General features: G+C 44.8%; 16 protein-coding genes. 1 reads left to right on the forward strand and 15 read right to left on the reverse strand.

The genetic code is table 11. The features are described from left to right. Positions 1–204 precede the first annotated feature (204 nt). Both L6I86_RS18630 and trmL read right to left on the reverse strand, forming a co-directional pair. Positions 205–459, reverse strand: a complete 255-nt coding sequence (locus tag L6I86_RS18630) for an AbrB/MazE/SpoVT family DNA-binding domain-containing protein (RefSeq protein ID WP_236289490.1) — start codon at positions 457–459, stop codon at positions 205–207. 194 nt (positions 460–653) lie between these two features. Then, positions 654–1,118, reverse strand: coding sequence for a tRNA (uridine(34)/cytosine(34)/5-carboxymethylaminomethyluridine(34)-2'-O)-methyltransferase TrmL (trmL, locus tag L6I86_RS18635; protein ID WP_236289492.1), 465 nt, complete (start codon positions 1,116–1,118; stop codon positions 654–656). Positions 1,119–1,261: 143 nt separating this feature from the next. On the opposite strand from trmL, the gene L6I86_RS18640 reads away from it, so the two are divergent. Continuing rightward, positions 1,262–1,975 carry a response regulator transcription factor gene (locus L6I86_RS18640; protein WP_056624673.1) on the forward strand — a complete coding sequence of 238 codons (714 nt, stop codon included), beginning with the start codon at positions 1,262–1,264 and terminating at the stop codon, positions 1,973–1,975. Between the two features lie 67 nt (positions 1,976–2,042). On the opposite strand, the gene L6I86_RS18645 is transcribed toward L6I86_RS18640, so the two are convergent. The 13 genes from L6I86_RS18645 to glnA form a co-directional block, all read right to left on the reverse strand. Continuing rightward, positions 2,043–3,593 (reverse strand): MDR family MFS transporter, encoded by a 1,551-nt coding sequence (locus L6I86_RS18645; RefSeq protein WP_236289494.1) that lies wholly within the window; start codon positions 3,591–3,593, stop codon positions 2,043–2,045. 56 nt (positions 3,594–3,649) lie between these two features. Next, entirely contained in the window at positions 3,650–4,390 is a 741-nt protein-coding gene (locus L6I86_RS18650) for a hypothetical protein (RefSeq protein ID WP_236289496.1), read from the reverse strand. A gap of 25 nt (positions 4,391–4,415) precedes the next feature. Further along, entirely contained in the window at positions 4,416–5,096 is a 681-nt protein-coding gene (locus L6I86_RS18655) for a polymer-forming cytoskeletal protein (protein ID WP_236289498.1), read from the reverse strand. 12 nt (positions 5,097–5,108) lie between these two features. Further along, entirely contained in the window at positions 5,109–5,738 is a 630-nt protein-coding gene (locus tag L6I86_RS18660) for a YhbD family protein (RefSeq protein WP_236289500.1), read from the reverse strand. A 131-nt stretch (positions 5,739–5,869) separates the two neighbouring features. Further along, positions 5,870–6,856, reverse strand: a complete 987-nt coding sequence (gene nrdF / locus L6I86_RS18665) for a class 1b ribonucleoside-diphosphate reductase subunit beta (protein WP_236289502.1) — start codon at positions 6,854–6,856, stop codon at positions 5,870–5,872. 21 nt (positions 6,857–6,877) lie between these two features. After that, positions 6,878–8,962 carry a class 1b ribonucleoside-diphosphate reductase subunit alpha gene (gene nrdE, locus L6I86_RS18670; RefSeq protein ID WP_236289504.1) on the reverse strand — a complete coding sequence of 695 codons (2,085 nt, stop codon included), beginning with the start codon at positions 8,960–8,962 and terminating at the stop codon, positions 6,878–6,880. Further along, complete coding sequence (gene nrdI / locus L6I86_RS18675) at positions 8,949–9,308, reverse strand: class Ib ribonucleoside-diphosphate reductase assembly flavoprotein NrdI (protein WP_056609533.1); 360 nt, start codon at positions 9,306–9,308, stop codon at positions 8,949–8,951. The genes nrdE and nrdI overlap by 14 nt, the downstream gene beginning before the upstream one ends. Positions 9,309–9,902: 594 nt before the next feature. Beyond that, positions 9,903–10,991, reverse strand: coding sequence for a 3-phosphoserine/phosphohydroxythreonine transaminase (gene serC / locus L6I86_RS18680; protein WP_056609531.1), 1,089 nt, complete (start codon positions 10,989–10,991; stop codon positions 9,903–9,905). Positions 10,992–11,071: 80 nt separating this feature from the next. Next, complete coding sequence (locus L6I86_RS18685) at positions 11,072–11,554, reverse strand: mismatch-specific DNA-glycosylase (RefSeq protein WP_236289699.1); 483 nt, start codon at positions 11,552–11,554, stop codon at positions 11,072–11,074. A gap of 45 nt (positions 11,555–11,599) precedes the next feature. Beyond that, complete coding sequence (locus tag L6I86_RS18690) at positions 11,600–12,832, reverse strand: DUF1501 domain-containing protein (protein ID WP_236289506.1); 1,233 nt, start codon at positions 12,830–12,832, stop codon at positions 11,600–11,602. Between the two features lie 11 nt (positions 12,833–12,843). Next, positions 12,844–14,172, reverse strand: a complete 1,329-nt coding sequence (locus L6I86_RS18695; protein WP_236289507.1) for a DUF1800 domain-containing protein — start codon at positions 14,170–14,172, stop codon at positions 12,844–12,846. Between the two features lie 124 nt (positions 14,173–14,296). Further along, positions 14,297–14,854 carry an NADPH-dependent FMN reductase gene (locus L6I86_RS18700; RefSeq protein ID WP_236289509.1) on the reverse strand — a complete coding sequence of 186 codons (558 nt, stop codon included), beginning with the start codon at positions 14,852–14,854 and terminating at the stop codon, positions 14,297–14,299. Between the two features lie 94 nt (positions 14,855–14,948). Next, entirely contained in the window at positions 14,949–16,373 is a 1,425-nt protein-coding gene (gene glnA, locus L6I86_RS18705; RefSeq protein WP_236289511.1) for a type I glutamate--ammonia ligase, read from the reverse strand. Positions 16,374–16,564: the final 191 nt, after the last annotated feature.

The following is a 16,564-nucleotide window of genomic DNA, read 5'->3' on the forward strand; positions in this document are numbered from 1 at the left end:
AAAAATGTTCTTTAACCCTATAGGAGGTGCAGCAATGTTCGGTTTATCCACAACATTTTGGCTCGTTAATTCCGTTTTCCTATTATTTATCGTCGCTATGTTGACGGCTTCCTATAACGAGGACAAAACAAAAGGCCTTTAAGACAAGAAAAAAAGCATCGTCTTCTCCAGTTGGGGAAGCGATGCTTTTTCTTTTTTTAACTACTAGGCTCTCGCCTTAAGCAGGTTCATTTCAGTTACGCAAACGCCGCAGATATAACGTTCTTTGAATTCACTGACATTTTCCATGCTTCCGCAGAACACACATTTCGGACGATATCTCTCGAGAATGATATGGTCACCCTGTACAAGAATTTCTACAGGATCTCCCTCGTTCATTTGGTATCGCTTTCGTAACGATTTAGGTAATACGATTCGTCCCAATTGATCGACTTTACGTACGACTCCAGCTGGCTTCATCATAGGACTTCACCTCTCTTTTCCCAGACGTTTTCTACACTTCCGGCAATTTCACATCGACCAACATTTCCATATCGAGCTTACCGATACTATTCGCCGTCAATCATGAAATTCCTTCTGCTAAAGCCCCAAAAACTTTCTTTTCTTGCCAGAAATGTCGGTTGAGCGACAAAAAATATAGGTCATGAGTCTCCCTACTCAAGACCTACAAATCCTGTTTGGCGTAATCCCTCATATAAAATAATAGCCGCAGAGTTGGAAAGATTTAATGATCTTACCGCGTCGGACATTGGTAACCGGATTAAGGTGTCCGGATGCTGACGCAGCAGCTCCTCTGGCAGCCCTTTGGTCTCTTTACCAAACACGAAGAAATCGCCATCTTGGAAGGCAAAATCAGAATAACGTTTGCTAGCCTTCGTCGACGCAAAGAAGAATCTATGCCCCTCATACGCTGCCATAACTTCATCGAAAGAATCGTGGTAGTGAATCTTCACCGAATGCCAGTAATCTAAGCCAGCTCGCTTCAGGGTCTTATCATCGGTGTCAAAACCAAGGGGTCTCACCAAATGAAGATGAGCACCTGTTGCCGCACATGTGCGAGAAATATTGCCTGTGTTCGCAGGAATCTCGGGTTCTACTAATACAATATGAAAAGCCATCTTTATTCATTCACCTCATTCTCTATCCTATTATAACCTGTGTCCGATTGCAATTTAACACTGGGTTAACTTTATCTTAATATCGCGATGATAGTGGTACGTCATACTAGAGTTATCCTTCATTAAAAGGAGCCTTGCTAACAATGAAAAAAAAGATATTAATTGTTGATGACGAACCTTCCATCTCCATGCTCATTGAATTCAACCTGAAGCTTGCCGGTTTCGAGGTACATTGCGTATTCGACGGAGAAGCTGTCTTCGGTGCCATTCAATCATTCCGCCCCGACCTCATTGTCCTTGATCTTATGCTGCCCAAAATGGACGGCTTACAGGTATGCCGCAAGCTGAGAAGTCAGAATAACCTCGTACCCATTATTATGTTGACGGCCATGCAAGACCTTACGGATAAAATAGCTGGTCTGGACAATGGTGCGGATGATTACATGACGAAGCCTTTCTCACCGCTCGAGCTCGTCTCCCGCATTCAAGCGATTCATCGTCGCATCCAGACCCTGCCTTCTACGACGGAAGAAGCACCGATTGCCATCGGCCAAATCTCTGTCAAAGCCGAGCAACGCGAAGTGACGATGAATGGTGCACCGATCGAACTGACACCAAAAGAATTCGAACTGCTTCTTTTCCTCTGCAAGCATCGTGGGAAAGTGTTAAGCCGACAACAACTGCTTCACGGCGTGTGGGACTATCACTTCCTTGGGGATACGCGTATCGTTGACGTCCATATCTCTCATCTCCGTGATAAGATTGAGCAAAATGCCCGTCACCCTGAATATATCATGACCATCCGCAACGTCGGTTATAAATTGACGGAACCTGTTATTAAGGAGTCTTACGCTTAAGTTAGGACTCCAACAAGCAGAACATAAAAAAGCCTCATCCACATAGCAACTTGGATGAGGCTTCTTTCTATTGACCTTTCAATTCTGCAGCGGCTTGTTCTGCTTGCTTATGCTCCAATGATTCGGTCAAGCGCTCTTTGCTCATGAGAACCGCTGCTACAACAGCCAAAGCTGTTGGAATCAATGCCCACATGAATGTATATGAAATCGAGGATGATAAGCCTGCTGTAATTTTATCAAGTACAGGTGTAGGGATTTGAGCACGCATTTCAGGTGCCAGAAGTACCCTAGGGTCACTAAACGCTGGATTGTCAGCCATGTTGCCTTGCCCGCTTCCAGCAAAAATCTCCTTGAGCTTCGCTGTGAAATCATTCCGTTGAATGATTCCGAATAGTGTAATCCCTAAAGTCATACCTAAGGAACGAACGAAAGAGACTGTTGCATTCACAGAACCACGCTGCGACGGATCAAAGTGATGAATCGCCGCATTGGAAAGTACGGAGAAACTCGCACCGATCCCAACACCAACGACGATCATGCACATTGTCACATACAAGCGGCTTGTATCCGGTTCAAGCTGTGTCAACATGTACATACCTGCTGCTAGAATGACAACAAAGACCATCATAATGTTCCGGTATGGCATCTTATTCATTAAGAAACCGCCGCCTACCGCTGAGAATACAGAGCCTACCATCATCGGCAAGAGTACGAGCCCTGAATTGGTCGCTGTTCCGCCAAGTACACCTTGAATATAAATCGGAATATACACAGATGCCGTGATAAAGCCCATCCCGCTCAATAATCCAAGCGCATTACTCGTCGTAAACAAACGGTTCTTAAACATCGGGAATGAAATGATCGGTTCGATTACTTTTCTTTCAATGATGATAAAGCAAATCGTTAGCACAGTGAAAGCTGCAAACAATCCGATAATTAAGCTGGAATCCCATGCATATTTATTTCCACCAAGCTCAAGGGCAAACATCATGCTGACAACGGCACCAACCAGCGTAACGGCACCCCACCAGTCGATCTTCTGTTTCGTATGAATCGGTGATTCTTTGTAGTAGATCGCAATAAAAATAAGGGCCAAAATACCAAGAGGAATATTGACATAGAATACCCAATGCCAGTTAATATAATCGGTAATATAAGCGCCAAGCAACGGTCCGAAAATACTGGACAAACCGAATACCGCACCGAACAAACCGCCTAACTTCCCGCGTTGTTCGACAGGTACCGTATCAAACATGATCGTGAACGCAATTGGAATCAGCGCTCCGCCACCAATACCTTGGAGTGCTCGGTAGATACTAAGTTGTACAATGCTTTCTGCGGTACCACACAAGATGGAAGCTGCCAAGAAGACAATTAATCCAAAAATGAAAAACCGTTTGCGCCCGAACATATCGGACAACTTCCCAAAAATCGGCATACCTGCCATTTCAGCAACCATATAGGCCGATGTTACCCAAACAAACTTATCCAGACCACCAAGATCTCCTACAATGGTTCCCATCGCGGTGGCAACAATTGTATTATCCATTGACGCCATTAACATGGCCAAGAGTAGACCTGCTAGGACGAAGCCTACTTTATTATTTGAACTCGTCATTCGTACACATTCCTTTACGATTTGTTTTCGCCTTACACCCTGAATTTACAAACATATTACAACTTGCGTGTCTCTTTCACAATGGCACCCTTCTTCTTCTCTAAGTGTACCTTATATTCTACTAGATCGACTTCACAACCAGGACCGAGGACAACTTGGTTGCCTCGCACAACTTTCGCTCTCGTGTGCTCCACGTAGATATCATCCCCTTCAATAACCGATACCGTTACCTTGGCATGCGGTGAGGGTCTGAAGAACAAGCTAAACGGATGAAGCAAACTCGCTTTGCGAATTCTAATTTTCTCTCCGCCAATCTCTTTCGCCGTTGAATCTTGGAAAAGTCTAATGTTGATCTCTCCTGCGTTCAGTAGTCCCCCAACATCAAACATTCCCTTTAGATTAAACACATCGACTTCGCAATCCCCTCCTGCAGCGATATGCCCTTTAAGTGCAATCATGGTGCCTTGCATATGACCTTTCACTTCAATCGTCCCTGAACCAGTAAGTGATCCAATTTCTGCATCACCACTGATACTCACCGTCCCCGAATTTTTCATTGTATCGCTTCGAACATTTCCCGTCAATGAAAAAGTCCCCACAATGCCCGCTTCGCCTGCCTGCAAATTACCTTCCATCTCTAATGTTCCGATACATTTCAGAAGCCGGCATTTCGTATCGCCTTCAATGATGCCTTCTCCCACAATTTTCATTCGATCATACAGGCCCCCTGCCGCGGTAGAGCTGCCCGTAATCTTCAAATTACTAATTAGCGAACGTTTGTTTGTATCTATACCCATTGTACCTCAAACCCTCCTCTCTTTGCTACACTTTTTCACTGCGTTTCACCTTAGATTGCTTATCTTGCTCGAGCTTTGCCGTATATTCGATGAGTCCAATCTCACAACCAGGTCCAATTGTAATATCCGCTCCTCTTACGACATCAGCCGTTGTATATTCCAAGTAAATATGGTCGCCTTCGACGGTTTGAACCGTCAAATGATTACCAATCCCCAGAGGCAGAATCTTCAACCAACTTGCCAAGCCAATGCCTCGCTGCTTACGTATTTGGATTCGTTCTCCGCCGATCTCTGAAATTTTACTATGCCCATGCAAGGTAACAAGGATCGTATCGGCATTAAGCGTGCCCACCTGCAGCTTACCATTGGCATTAAACTTCTCCGCCTCACAGTTGCCTGTTATTATTGAAGCGCCATTAATTTCAAGGCTCTCGCCCGCATAATTGCCCTCAATCTTGACTTTGCCATGAATTCGGGTACGCTTGGCCTTCAGACTCCCCTGAATCGTTAGCGTTCCATGCAATTCTGCCATTTCAGATGTAACACTGCCATTCACTTCTGCACGCCCATTTAGCGTAAAATCGGAGCATATAACGTCCCCTTCCAGACGTCCAATGCCGTCGATTTTAACTGTACGGAAGCTCCCGCCATTAGATGATCCTATTCCGGAAATCATCAATTTACGCTTCAATTCTGCTGTGTGCATAGTGTCACCTCCTCACGTTGTTGTTATTTTCAGCTTCAGTTCTTCAATCTTCTTCGCCACCTGCACGCGGAGCACAACCTTCACGCCTTGCTCGAAGAATAATTCACTGCCTGTCGTAACCAGTAGACATAAAGTTAAGCCCATCTTACGTATATAAATCAGATCACAAGGCTTACCTTCGAACTTGGCATATTGCTCTTTCATCGTTAGAAGTAAGTATTTCCCTTCATCGAGGCTCATTTCACCGGATTGTAAGCAAGCCTCTAATAGGAACAGAAATAACGTATCTTCAAAGCTGTATACCGCAGTTGCTCCCAAAAATGGAGATGCATAATCTATTGTTTGCTGAGAAACAATGTTTCGTTTAATTAGCTCTACTTTGTCTATTTTCATGTCATTTGGCAGGCTTGAAAACACATCCGCTAATTCATCCAGCGATAAATCATCTTTCATATTTACAATTTTATCGATACGCGCCAACATCTGCCCCTTCGGAAAGAACGTTTCCTGCCCGGTAAACGCTGATTTTCGTATAAACCATTCCTCAGGAACTAAATTTTTGCGTTTCCAGCGGTAAAGTTGCCCATAAGATATGCCTGTTAGCTCGAGTAGCTCTTTCTTCGAGATCAAATCTTCATCCAATGTACATCCCTCCTTTGCCATTTCAATGTAACATAACAATGTTACGCAGTAAATCAGCCTTGAGACTGAACTAAGCTCAAACAAAAAAACCACCCAGTCGTCACAGGTGGTTTTTCTTTCATCTATATTACTTAAAATACAAAGTCATCGTCCGTCAAAGCCTCAACGTGAATCGTGCGCACATAACCATTGCCTTTTTTGGAGAAAAAGTCATGCTGCTTCGTCTTCGTACTCAGTCCGTTCAATACAATCGGGTTGATATCCTCTTCCGGGAACATTGGTTCAACGCCTAGGTTCATAAACGCCTTGTTCGCGTTGTAGCGAAGGAATGCTTTCACTTCGTCTGCCAGTCCCAGCGGTCCGTACAGACTATCCGTGTAGCCTTCTTCATTCGCATGTAGCTCTTTCAATAACGCACACAACGTCGCGTACGCCTCTTCCTGCTCGGCAGGGCTTAGCTCCGCGTAGACTTCTTGTGCCAGCACACCTATGTACAACCCATGGATGCTCTCATCGCGTAGAATCAAGTCAATGATCTCGCCGCTGCTCGTCATTTTACCTTGGCCAGCCAAGTACAACGGATAATAGAAACCGCTATAGAACAAATAGCTTTCTAGCAGAACTGATGAAGCCATCGCTAGATACAGCTCTTTGGTCGTATTAATATTCTCATAGTAATGTGAAATCTTATTCGCTTTAAACTGCAAGTGTGGATTCCGCTCCACCCATTGAAACAGCTCGTTAATCTCTTCTGTCGTAGACAGCGTTGTAAAAATCGAACTGTAAGACTTCGCATGGATCTGCTCCATCATCCCCATGAAGCTAAGCACTGCTTTGCGCTGCAGCCCATCCACATGCTCAAGGATCTTCGGCATCCCGACGCCGCCCTGCATGGTATCCAGCAACGTCAGACCGCCAAGCACTTTCATATATAGCTCACGCTCAACGTTGCTGAGTGTAATCCAAGACATTTTATCATCAGACAATGGAATTTCTTCATCTGTCCAAAATTGCATAATATTTTGATTCCAGAACGTAATTGTAAAATCATCATCAGGCCGGTTCCAATTCACCGCTTTTTTGACGATTGGTTTATTGATCGTTGGTGCACTTGTCATGAATGGTAGTCCCCTTCCTACTTATACTGAGCAGCTTACACATTCCTCAACGGATAGCTGGTTGGTTCTTGTGTAGTAGAGCGATTTAAGTCCTTTGTGTGCCGCATACAGGTATAATCTAGCAAGTTGTCTTGTTGAAACATCACTGTTTACGTGTAAAATAGTCGAGATCCCTTGATCCACATGCGTTTGAATCTCCGAGATAAGGTCAAGAATCTTGAATTGATCCATTTGATAAGCGGATTTATAGTAGAAGAAATTGTCACGTGCCATGAATGGCATCGGATAATACGTTGTCGAATTCGCATACGTACGTGTCTCAATCGGTTCAACAATTGGCATAACGCTGGATGTTGAATTTTGGATATACGAGATGCTTTGCGTCGGCGCTACTGCCAAACGGTACGCATGGTAAAGACCGTGTTTCTGAACATCAGCTTGCAACGCTCTCCAATCGTCTGGTGACGGAATCGGCATGCCTTCGAATAATGCTTTCACTTTATCCGAGAGTGGACGGTAATCTATTTCTGTGTAACGGGTAAAATAGTTCCCATTTGCATATTCCGATAGCTCAAAGCCTTCGAAGGTTTGCCCGGATTCTTTGGCAATCTCCATACTTTTTTCGATGGAATAGAAATTCATCGCTGCGAAGAAGGTGCGAACGAAATCCTTTGCTTCAGCACTCTCGTAAGCAATTTTGTTTTTGGACAAATAGCCGTGCAAATTCATAACGCCAAGACCGACAGAATGCAGCTCACGATTCGCTTTGGCAACACCCGGCGCATTGTGGATCGTCGTCATATCACTCACCGAAGTTAGGGCAATCATGCCTTCGTGCACGGTTTCGCGCAGCTTTTTACGATCCATCACATTGGCAATATTCATCGAAGCTAGATTACAGCTGATATCGCGAAGAATGGTGTCTTCTTGACCGTAATCATTGATTTCGGACGTTTCCTGCAGTTGGAAAATCTCTGTACAAAGATTGGACATTTTTATCGTCCCAATCCCCTTCAGGGCATGATCCTTATTCGCATTCGTACGATTCATCATATATGGGTAACCGGATTCCAGTTGAGTAGTCGCAATTTTGGTCAGCATATCACGTGCATTCATGATGACTTTCTTCTTTACTTTCGGGTTCGCTAAGAGTTCATCATACATCTCATCCATGTCCAGATCATCCATATGCTTGCCATAGGCTTGCAGAACCGTGTAAGGAGCGAAAATATGTAGAGGCTTGTTCTCCTCAGCCAACTTATAAAACTTATTAGGTACAATAAGTCCAATCGAAAGAGTTTTCAAACGGGATTTCTCATCCGCATTAATTTTCTTACTATCTAGGAACTCCATAACGTCCCAGCCGAAAATGTTGTAATACGCCGCGCCTGAGCCCTTGCGTTGACCCATTTGATCCGCATAGGAGAACGCATCCTCCATTAGCTTAAGAACAGGAATAATTCCTTTCGCCGCGCCTTCAACACCTTTAATCGTTTCACCGCGCCCACGAAGCTTCGATAGGTTCACGGCAACACCGCCGCCAATTTTGGACAACTGCATACAAGTTGCTAATACATAGTTGATGGAGTTCAAGGAATCATCCATTTCTAACAAGAAGCACGATACTAATTCGCCACGACGGCTCTTGCCTGCGTTCAAGAACGTAGGTGTCGCTGGCTGCAAGCGCTGCTCCATCATGGATAGGGCCAGCACGCGTGCTGTCTCTGCGTTTCCGCGACCCAAGTACAGGGCTACGATCGCTACGCGATCAGGGAAATGCTCGAGGTATAACGTCTTATCGTCACTGCGTAAAGCGTAATCTGTATAAAATTTCGAAGCTGCCATATACGATGCGAACTCGAATTGATTGTCATGTGCCACTTGATACACGCTGTTAACTTCATCTTCGGTGTATTTGTCATAAACGTTCTCGTAGAAGTTATTGTCGATCATATAACGAACCTTCGAAGAGGTATCGGGGAATGTGAGGCTTCGGCTGTGGACTTCTTCTATGAACACCTTAACAGCTTCTTTATCCTTCTCTAATTGAAAAAAACCATCCGTACCACGTTGCATTAATTCATTATTAAGTTCAATGTGCCGCAATTGCTTGTACCCCCTGAACAAATCGTTCTACATCATTTTTCGTGCCGGATAATTCAAATTTGGTTAATACGGGAACATCATAAAGTGCTGAGATCGTATCTGCGCTTTTGGCGAAGCCGTCTCCCCAGTTGCGATTACCGCTTGCTGCAACGCCTTGAAGACGAGAGGAATTACTTTCTAGGAAAGAAGCTACCTTGGGAGGAATTTGTCCAAAACCAGTTGTATACGTCACGAGTACGAATGGCTCGTCCATTGTCATCGCTTCCTCAATTTGTACCGCGGGCATCTGGAGCTTCGCAATAAAACGGCGAACATTTCCAGTCTTCGAATCGTAAGCAATCAACATATAGCTTCCGTCTCCTATCATTCTCAATTCTCTCTATCTTGTGTCTTCGCTTGCGGGTAACCTATATGTAGTAAAGATACCAATTCTATCGTCTGTCATTCGCGAGTTCATCTACCCATTAATCGACAGAATCTGCATTTGTTTCACGACTCCGTAAACGGTCAAAAAAGCTTGAAACCTGCGGTTTCACTTGATTTCCGGCTCGATTTGGGCCTTCTACTAGCAATCTCGCAATGCGCTTTTTATCACGACATCTAGTTGATAGATTCAAATTTATATCAATATATTGTGTTTGTCAACGAGCAAAACGACCTATTTACAATTCCAAAACACGTAATCCTAGACGGGGCGTGGCTCGATGGGTTTAGAAAAAATATTTTCATTTTTTACTTGATTTTTTCGGATATGTCGAAATGACTAGGACATTCCTCCTCTACTAGATCTAGTCCAAACTCATCTTCTAATTACCGCTTTTAAACCTGCTCAGTGACCCTCTACAGGCTTTTAAACCCCTCGGTCGAAACTACATGCCTCAGCACAAAAAAAGCTATTCACGCGCACACGAGGGTGCCATGAATAGCTTAATTCATTTTCCTAGCTGTTGCGTTGTTGGAAATCTGTCATGAAATCAGCGAGTGCTTTACATGATGCGTAAGGAACTGCGTTATACGTGGAAGCACGTAAACCACCGACACTGCGATGACCTTTCAATCCAACGAACCCTTGCTGCTCGGTTTCTTTAATGAACTTCTTCTCCAGCTCTTCATCTTGCAAGCGGAATGTAATATTCATCGCAGAACGGCTTCCTAGATCTACCGGTCCACGGTAGAAGCCATTGCTGCTATCAATTGCGCTATAAATAAGGCCTGATTTTTCTACATTATTCTTCTGAATAACCGTCAATCCGCCTTGCTCTTCAATCCATTTCAACACCAGATTCACCATATAAATGGAGTATGCTGGCGGTGTGTTATACAAGGAATTGTTTTTGCTATGCGTTTCATAACGCATCATCGTTGGGATTGTTTTTGGCAGATCAACGAGTAGATCGTCTTTAATAATCGCAACGGTCACACCAGATGGTCCAAGGTTCTTCTGTGCTCCCGCATAGATCATGCTGAATTTCGAAACGTCGACTGGGCGGCTCAAGATATCACTGGACATATCACCGATCAGAGGAATGTTGCCTGTTTCCGGAAAGCTTTGGAATTGCGCACCTTCAATCGTCTCATTGGACGTGATGTGCAGGTAAGCTGAATTCGGATCTAAGTTAATGTCACTCAATGCAGGAATTTTCATAAATTTCTGTTCTTTCGAACTAGCCGCAAGCGAAACTTCTCCGAATAGTGCTGCTTCTTGCACAGCCTTCTCGGCCCAAGCGCCTGTCAGCACATAGCTGCCAACCTTGCCTGCCTTCAAGAAATTCATAGGGATCATGGAGAACTGAGAGCTCGCTCCACCTGTCAAAAAGAGAATTTGGTACCCATCTGGAATACCAAAAATACGCTTCAATAACGCTTGTGTTTCATTGTGCACTTGCTCATATTCCGAACTACGGTGAGAAATTTCCATAATGGACATGCCAATGCCTTTAAAATCAACAAACTCTTCTTGTGCTCTCTGAAGTACTTCGAGAGGTAAAGCCGCAGGCCCTGCGTTAAAGTTATAGGCCCTGTTTCCCATGAGTGACCACACCTTTGCGTTTTGTATTATGGCTATGATAGCAATATTCTGTGCAAGCATCAAGTAAAACCTCAAACAAGCTATACGAGACTTGTCAGAATTCCTCGATAAATCGCTACCATATCTTCCAGCTTCATTCGCACAAGTCCACTAGAAGACGGACACACATAATCAATTACACCTTCTACCATCGGCTGCGGTTGACTGCCCCAGGAGATGCCTCTTCGGCCGCTATACTGCTCATAGACACCCTTCCCCACGAAGCAAACAACCTTGGGTCGGTAGGTCTCAATTTTCGCTTTCAGAATGCGTCTGCCCTCACGATACTCGTCTGCCGTAATTTCTGCTGCTGTCAAAGAAGGGCGTGCCACGATATTCGTGAAGCCATAACCGATTTCAAGCAGATCACCATCCTCTTGCGGCTTGTAAAGCCTTGGCGTTAATCCCGCCTGCAACAAAATGCGATAGAATCGATTACTCGGATTCGCATAATGATGCCCGGTTTCCCCTGATCGAATACTCGGATTATAGCCAACGAAGAGAATTTGCAAACCCTCCGCCATATGATCTGAAATTGCCGCTAGTTCCAACCGTGCACCTCCTGCGAGTTATATAAACTTTAAATTTTCATACGTTTTACCTAGTACTGTTGCTGTGTCTCCATTTAACCACGAGTCAATTAGCGTACTATATACAGAACGGAAATCAACTTCATATTTCAAATCTCCATTATCTAAGTTACTCAAGCTTGGATAGGCGCCGTATAGACCGCCCTTCACCTTGCCGCCAATGACAAACATCGGTGCCGCTGTTCCGTGGTCGGTTCCACCGCTGCCGTTCTCTTTAACACGACGTCCAAACTCGGAGAACACCATGACAGCGACGCGATCCTGCAGCCCCTGTGCCTGCAAATCCTGATAGAACGCAGTTAACCCTTCATCGACCTGCGTCAACATTTGTGCATGCTGTAGCTTCTCATCCGCATGATCGTCGAATCCACCTACTTCTACATTAAAGAGCCGCGTCCCTGACTTTCCAGCCAGCAGCTTTGTTACAAGCTGTAAGTCCCTCGAAAAATTCGTATTGGGATACTCAATTTTCTTCGTATACGTGGCAGCAAGCGATTGGATCGCCTCAACACTCTTATAGGCTTCCGATCCACGAGCAGAAATGACCCGCAATTGGTTGGGCGGATTCGATGCTCCATACATATCCAAGAACGCTTTGGTTATTCTATTCTTGTCCATCAACGCTGTCTTAGGATCGAATACATGATAGGACTCCAGGGATTGAATCACTGGAAAGCTTGATTGATCAGAGGCGAAGGCTTTGCTGCCTGATCCGCCAATTTGAATCACTTTGAGAGGATTGGGATTCTTCTGTAACGAAGCTTCCGCATACCGTGCCAACCAACCGCTGCGACTCATTTTCGCAGGCTCTGCGGTTTGCCAAATTTCCATAGAGCGAAAGTGTGAATGATTAGGCTCCGGATATCCAACTCCTTGTATAATAGCCATTTTTCCTAATTTATACAACGCTGCTAATCCTGTAAGACTAGGATGTAGGCCCACGTGAGAATCGAGCGCTAGTACTTCCTTCTGTTCATAAGCAAGCGTAGGCCGTGAATCATAATAGAGGCCCTGTCCGTAGGGAATCAATGTATTGATCCCGTCATTGCCGCCGCTTAACTGCACAACAACCAACACTGGGTCTTCTACGCTAGGTTCGGAGCTCCCGGTCCATAGTGATTTACCTGTTTCCGTGAAAAGTGCACCGCCAAGCCCGAGGGTTGCGAATAACGCCGTTCCTTTGATCAGAAAATCTCTTCTCGTTAATTTCACACGTTTCCCCCCTATTTCATCTGAGCTTCAGGACTAATCAAAACAAGCTGTAGGAGACCTCGTAAGCCGGTTAGTTTTTGTTTTGTTTGGGTTGTATGTACAATGGTGTCATCTGCGTAAGCACGCAAGCTCGCCTGTGTTTGTTCGGATAAGTCCGAGATGCCCATGAGCTCTGCATAGAGCTTTGCCCACTCCATAGGTGACTCCACTTGATTCGGTTTGAACGCTGACGTGTTCAGCTGTTGTCCGTTCATTTGCTTCGCGATTCCCTCAGCGAACTGGTACCTTGCTAACAAACAGTTCGTTGTGAGCCAAGAGGCGCCACCTCTCCAGCCTGCAACATCGGGAGGGACGAATAGTTCCTGCCCCATCTTTCGCATCGCTTGGGCATGCCCCTTGGCGACGGAGAGCTCGCAGCATTTCAGGATACCCGCTACATAATCTGCTGGTGTTTTAATTAGCGACATCCGATTGGTTTCCGCGTAGAACTCATCGGAAAGGAATAGTGCCTGAAGCACTTCCCCCACCGTATTCTTCTGTGTAAGTAATCCAGCTATGGTCTGAATCCAACGATCGGACGGTGTGTCTGATGCAAAATAGTTCAACAACTTCGTCGCTAGAAACGTTGGCAATGCTTGTTGATGAAATAAGATATCAATCACATCGTCTGCATCTAATTTGCCGCTTTCCCCGAGCAATGTCTTGGCATCGTTATCGTGCTGTTTGGCATTGTAGTTGACCTTATGATCATTTTTATTGTACGTCCAGCCTGTAAAAGCCCGCGCAGATTCCTTCACATCCATTTCGGTGTAGTGTCCGATGCCAAGTGTGAATAGCTCCATCACCTCACGGGCGTAATTCTCATTCGGCTTCCCCTTCTTATTCTGATTCACATCCAGCCAAATCATCATGGCAGGGTCTTTGCCGATTTCGATGAGCAGCTCTTTGAAATTCCCCAATGCATATTGACGGAACAGTTCATTTTGCTTCACCATGAGCGACGCATCTTTCACTTTATAGTTCGCCGTCGCGAAATGTCCATGCCAAAACAACGTCATCTTCTCGATGAGCGGCGTAGGTGAGTTCACCATCCGATAAAGCCAGTACATCTGTTGATCTACTAGCAAGAGCGGATCCAAAGCTTTCTTCCCGTCCGCATGAAACTGGTCAAAGGAGGCTAGCTTCGGAGCCTTGTCGATCAATGCTTCACCCGTTACTAAGCGCCGAACTGTTTCTTCCCGTCCAAGCGCCAAGCAAGTTGCAACTTCTTCCTTCGCCACACCAAATCCCGCACGCAGTAAAAGATGAACAACTTCCTTGCTGGTCCACTGGACTCCCATGATCTCCCCACCGTTCATTTTTTCCATACTGTACCATATAAATATGTCAAAAGTATGTAGAAATACAAATAACCAAGTCTAGTGACTTGGTTACCTGAATTTGTATTCACATGGGTGCGAAACGTTATAATTTCGCTGCTCCCACGAGCTGCTCAGCTAGCTGTAGGAAGGATCCTACAACACGTCGCACTCGCTTATCGACATCTGGATGAATGTCTTCGAAGAGGGCGTCTTCGCGGAAGCTCTTGCGTTGATCGCCACCAATCGAAATCCACTCCGGACTGTTAATCCCATGTAGATTGCGGACGGTCGTCTGCATCTGTGTCAGCGAGCTGACAGCTACCGCTCCGCCTGAGGAGCTGACGGATAGCACAGCTTTGTTATGGAAATGATCCTGTCCAACATGATCCAGCGCATTTTTGAGCACACCGGACATTCCACTATGATACTCAGGCGTTGCCAAGACAATGGCATCGGCGGACAACATTGCCTGTTTAAACGCTCCAAGTGCTTGATGATCCTTTCCATCATCTTCAGGTGTATAGAAAGGTAACGGCGTCTTGTATAAATCTATTAGTGTTACTTCATGTTGATCTTGTGTTGCCAAATGCTGAATATATGTGGCAAGTCTTGTACTCGTAGCAGCTCCATGATTGCTTCCTGCAACAATCGCAATTTTCATCGTTAATTCATCCTTCCTTTAAAAAGAAAACTGCTCCTCCATAGCGTCCTATGAAGGGGCAGTTCCTATTATCATATCGTATAAGTGCTAAAGATTAGCAATCGAAGTAAAGGTTGTACTCGTGTGGGTGAATACGGATTGCAACTTGTTTTGCTTCGCCACGTTTCAAGTCGATGTAGTTATCGATGAAATCTTGTGTGAATACGCCGCCTTCAAGCAAGAAGTCGGAATCAGCTGCAAGAGCATCCAAAGCTTCGTCTAATGTACCAGGAACGCTGCGGATCTCAGCTTTCTCAGCATCTGACATTTCATAGATGTTAGTATCGAAAGGACCGTATCCAAGAGCACGCGGATCGATTTTCTTTTTGATACCGTCAAGACCAGCCATCAACATTGCTGCGAAAGCAAGGTATGGGTTAGCTGTGCTGTCTGGTGTACGGAACTCAATACGACAACCCTTAGGTGTCACAGCTGCGATTGGAATACGAACTGCTGCGGAACGGTTACCTTTGGAGAATACAAGGTTTACCGGAGCTTCGTAACCAGGAACTAGACGTTTGAAGGAGTTTGTACTTGGGTTCGTGATCGCGATCAACGCTGGTGCGTGATACAGGATACCACCGATGTAGTTGATAGCCATTTCGGAAAGGTTAGCATATGAGCCTTTTTCATAGAACAAAGGGTTACCTTCGTTGAAAATGGACATATGAACGTGCATTCCGCTACCGTTGTCACCAAATAGTGGTTTCGGCATGAATGTAGCTACTTTACCGTATTCTCTCGCTGTGTTAGCAACGATGTACTTGTATTTAAGCAGGTTGTCTGCTGTTTTAGTCAATGTGTCAAAACGGAAGTTGATTTCAGCTTGACCAGCTGTTGCCACTTCATGGTGATGACGCTCAATGCGAAGACCTGCGTCAGCAAGCTTATTACACATTTCAGAACGGATATCTTGTTGGGAATCGATTGGAGCTACTGGAACGTAACCGCCTTTAACTGGAACTTTATATGCAAGGTTACCGCCTTCTTCTTTACGGCCTGTGTTCCAACCAGCTTCTTCGGAATCAACTTCGAAGTAGGATTTGTTCATACCGTTCTCGAAACGAACATCATCAAAGATGAAGAATTCGGATTCAGGAGCGAAGTATGCAGTTGTACCTACGCCAGTTGTTTGCAAATATTCTTCAGCCTTTTGAGCGATGCTACGTGGATCACGGTCATAACGATCGCCTTCAGGTGTATGGATGTTGCTCATAATTACTAGTGTTGGGTGTGCTGTGAAAGGATCCACATAAGCAGTTTCCGTATCTGGCATCATTACCATGTCAGATTGTTCAATACCACGGAATCCTGGGATGGATGAACCGTCAAAAGCTACGCCATTTACGAATGTTTCTTCATCTACTTCTGTAGAAGGCAAAGAGATATGCTGCGCTTTACCGGAAAGACCAACGAAACGAAAATCTACCCACTCAATATTTTTTTCCTTGATAAGGTTCAACACGTTTTGAACTGACATTTAAAAAACCCTCCCATTTCCGTACATTCAACGTACTTTGCATGATTAATGTTCAACTTTTGCTTGTTTTCTTTCACATATTATATAGCGATTCCTCTAACACAGTCAATACTTATGTCAGGTATTTTTTAAAGGAGTGTAAGCTATTCTTACACTTACACACAATTTTCACCATGTATACAAAAATAGGA

The organism is Paenibacillus allorhizoplanae, from assembly GCF_927798215.1.
In the GTDB taxonomy this organism is placed as follows: domain Bacteria; phylum Bacillota; class Bacilli; order Paenibacillales; family NBRC-103111; genus Paenibacillus_E; species Paenibacillus_E allorhizoplanae.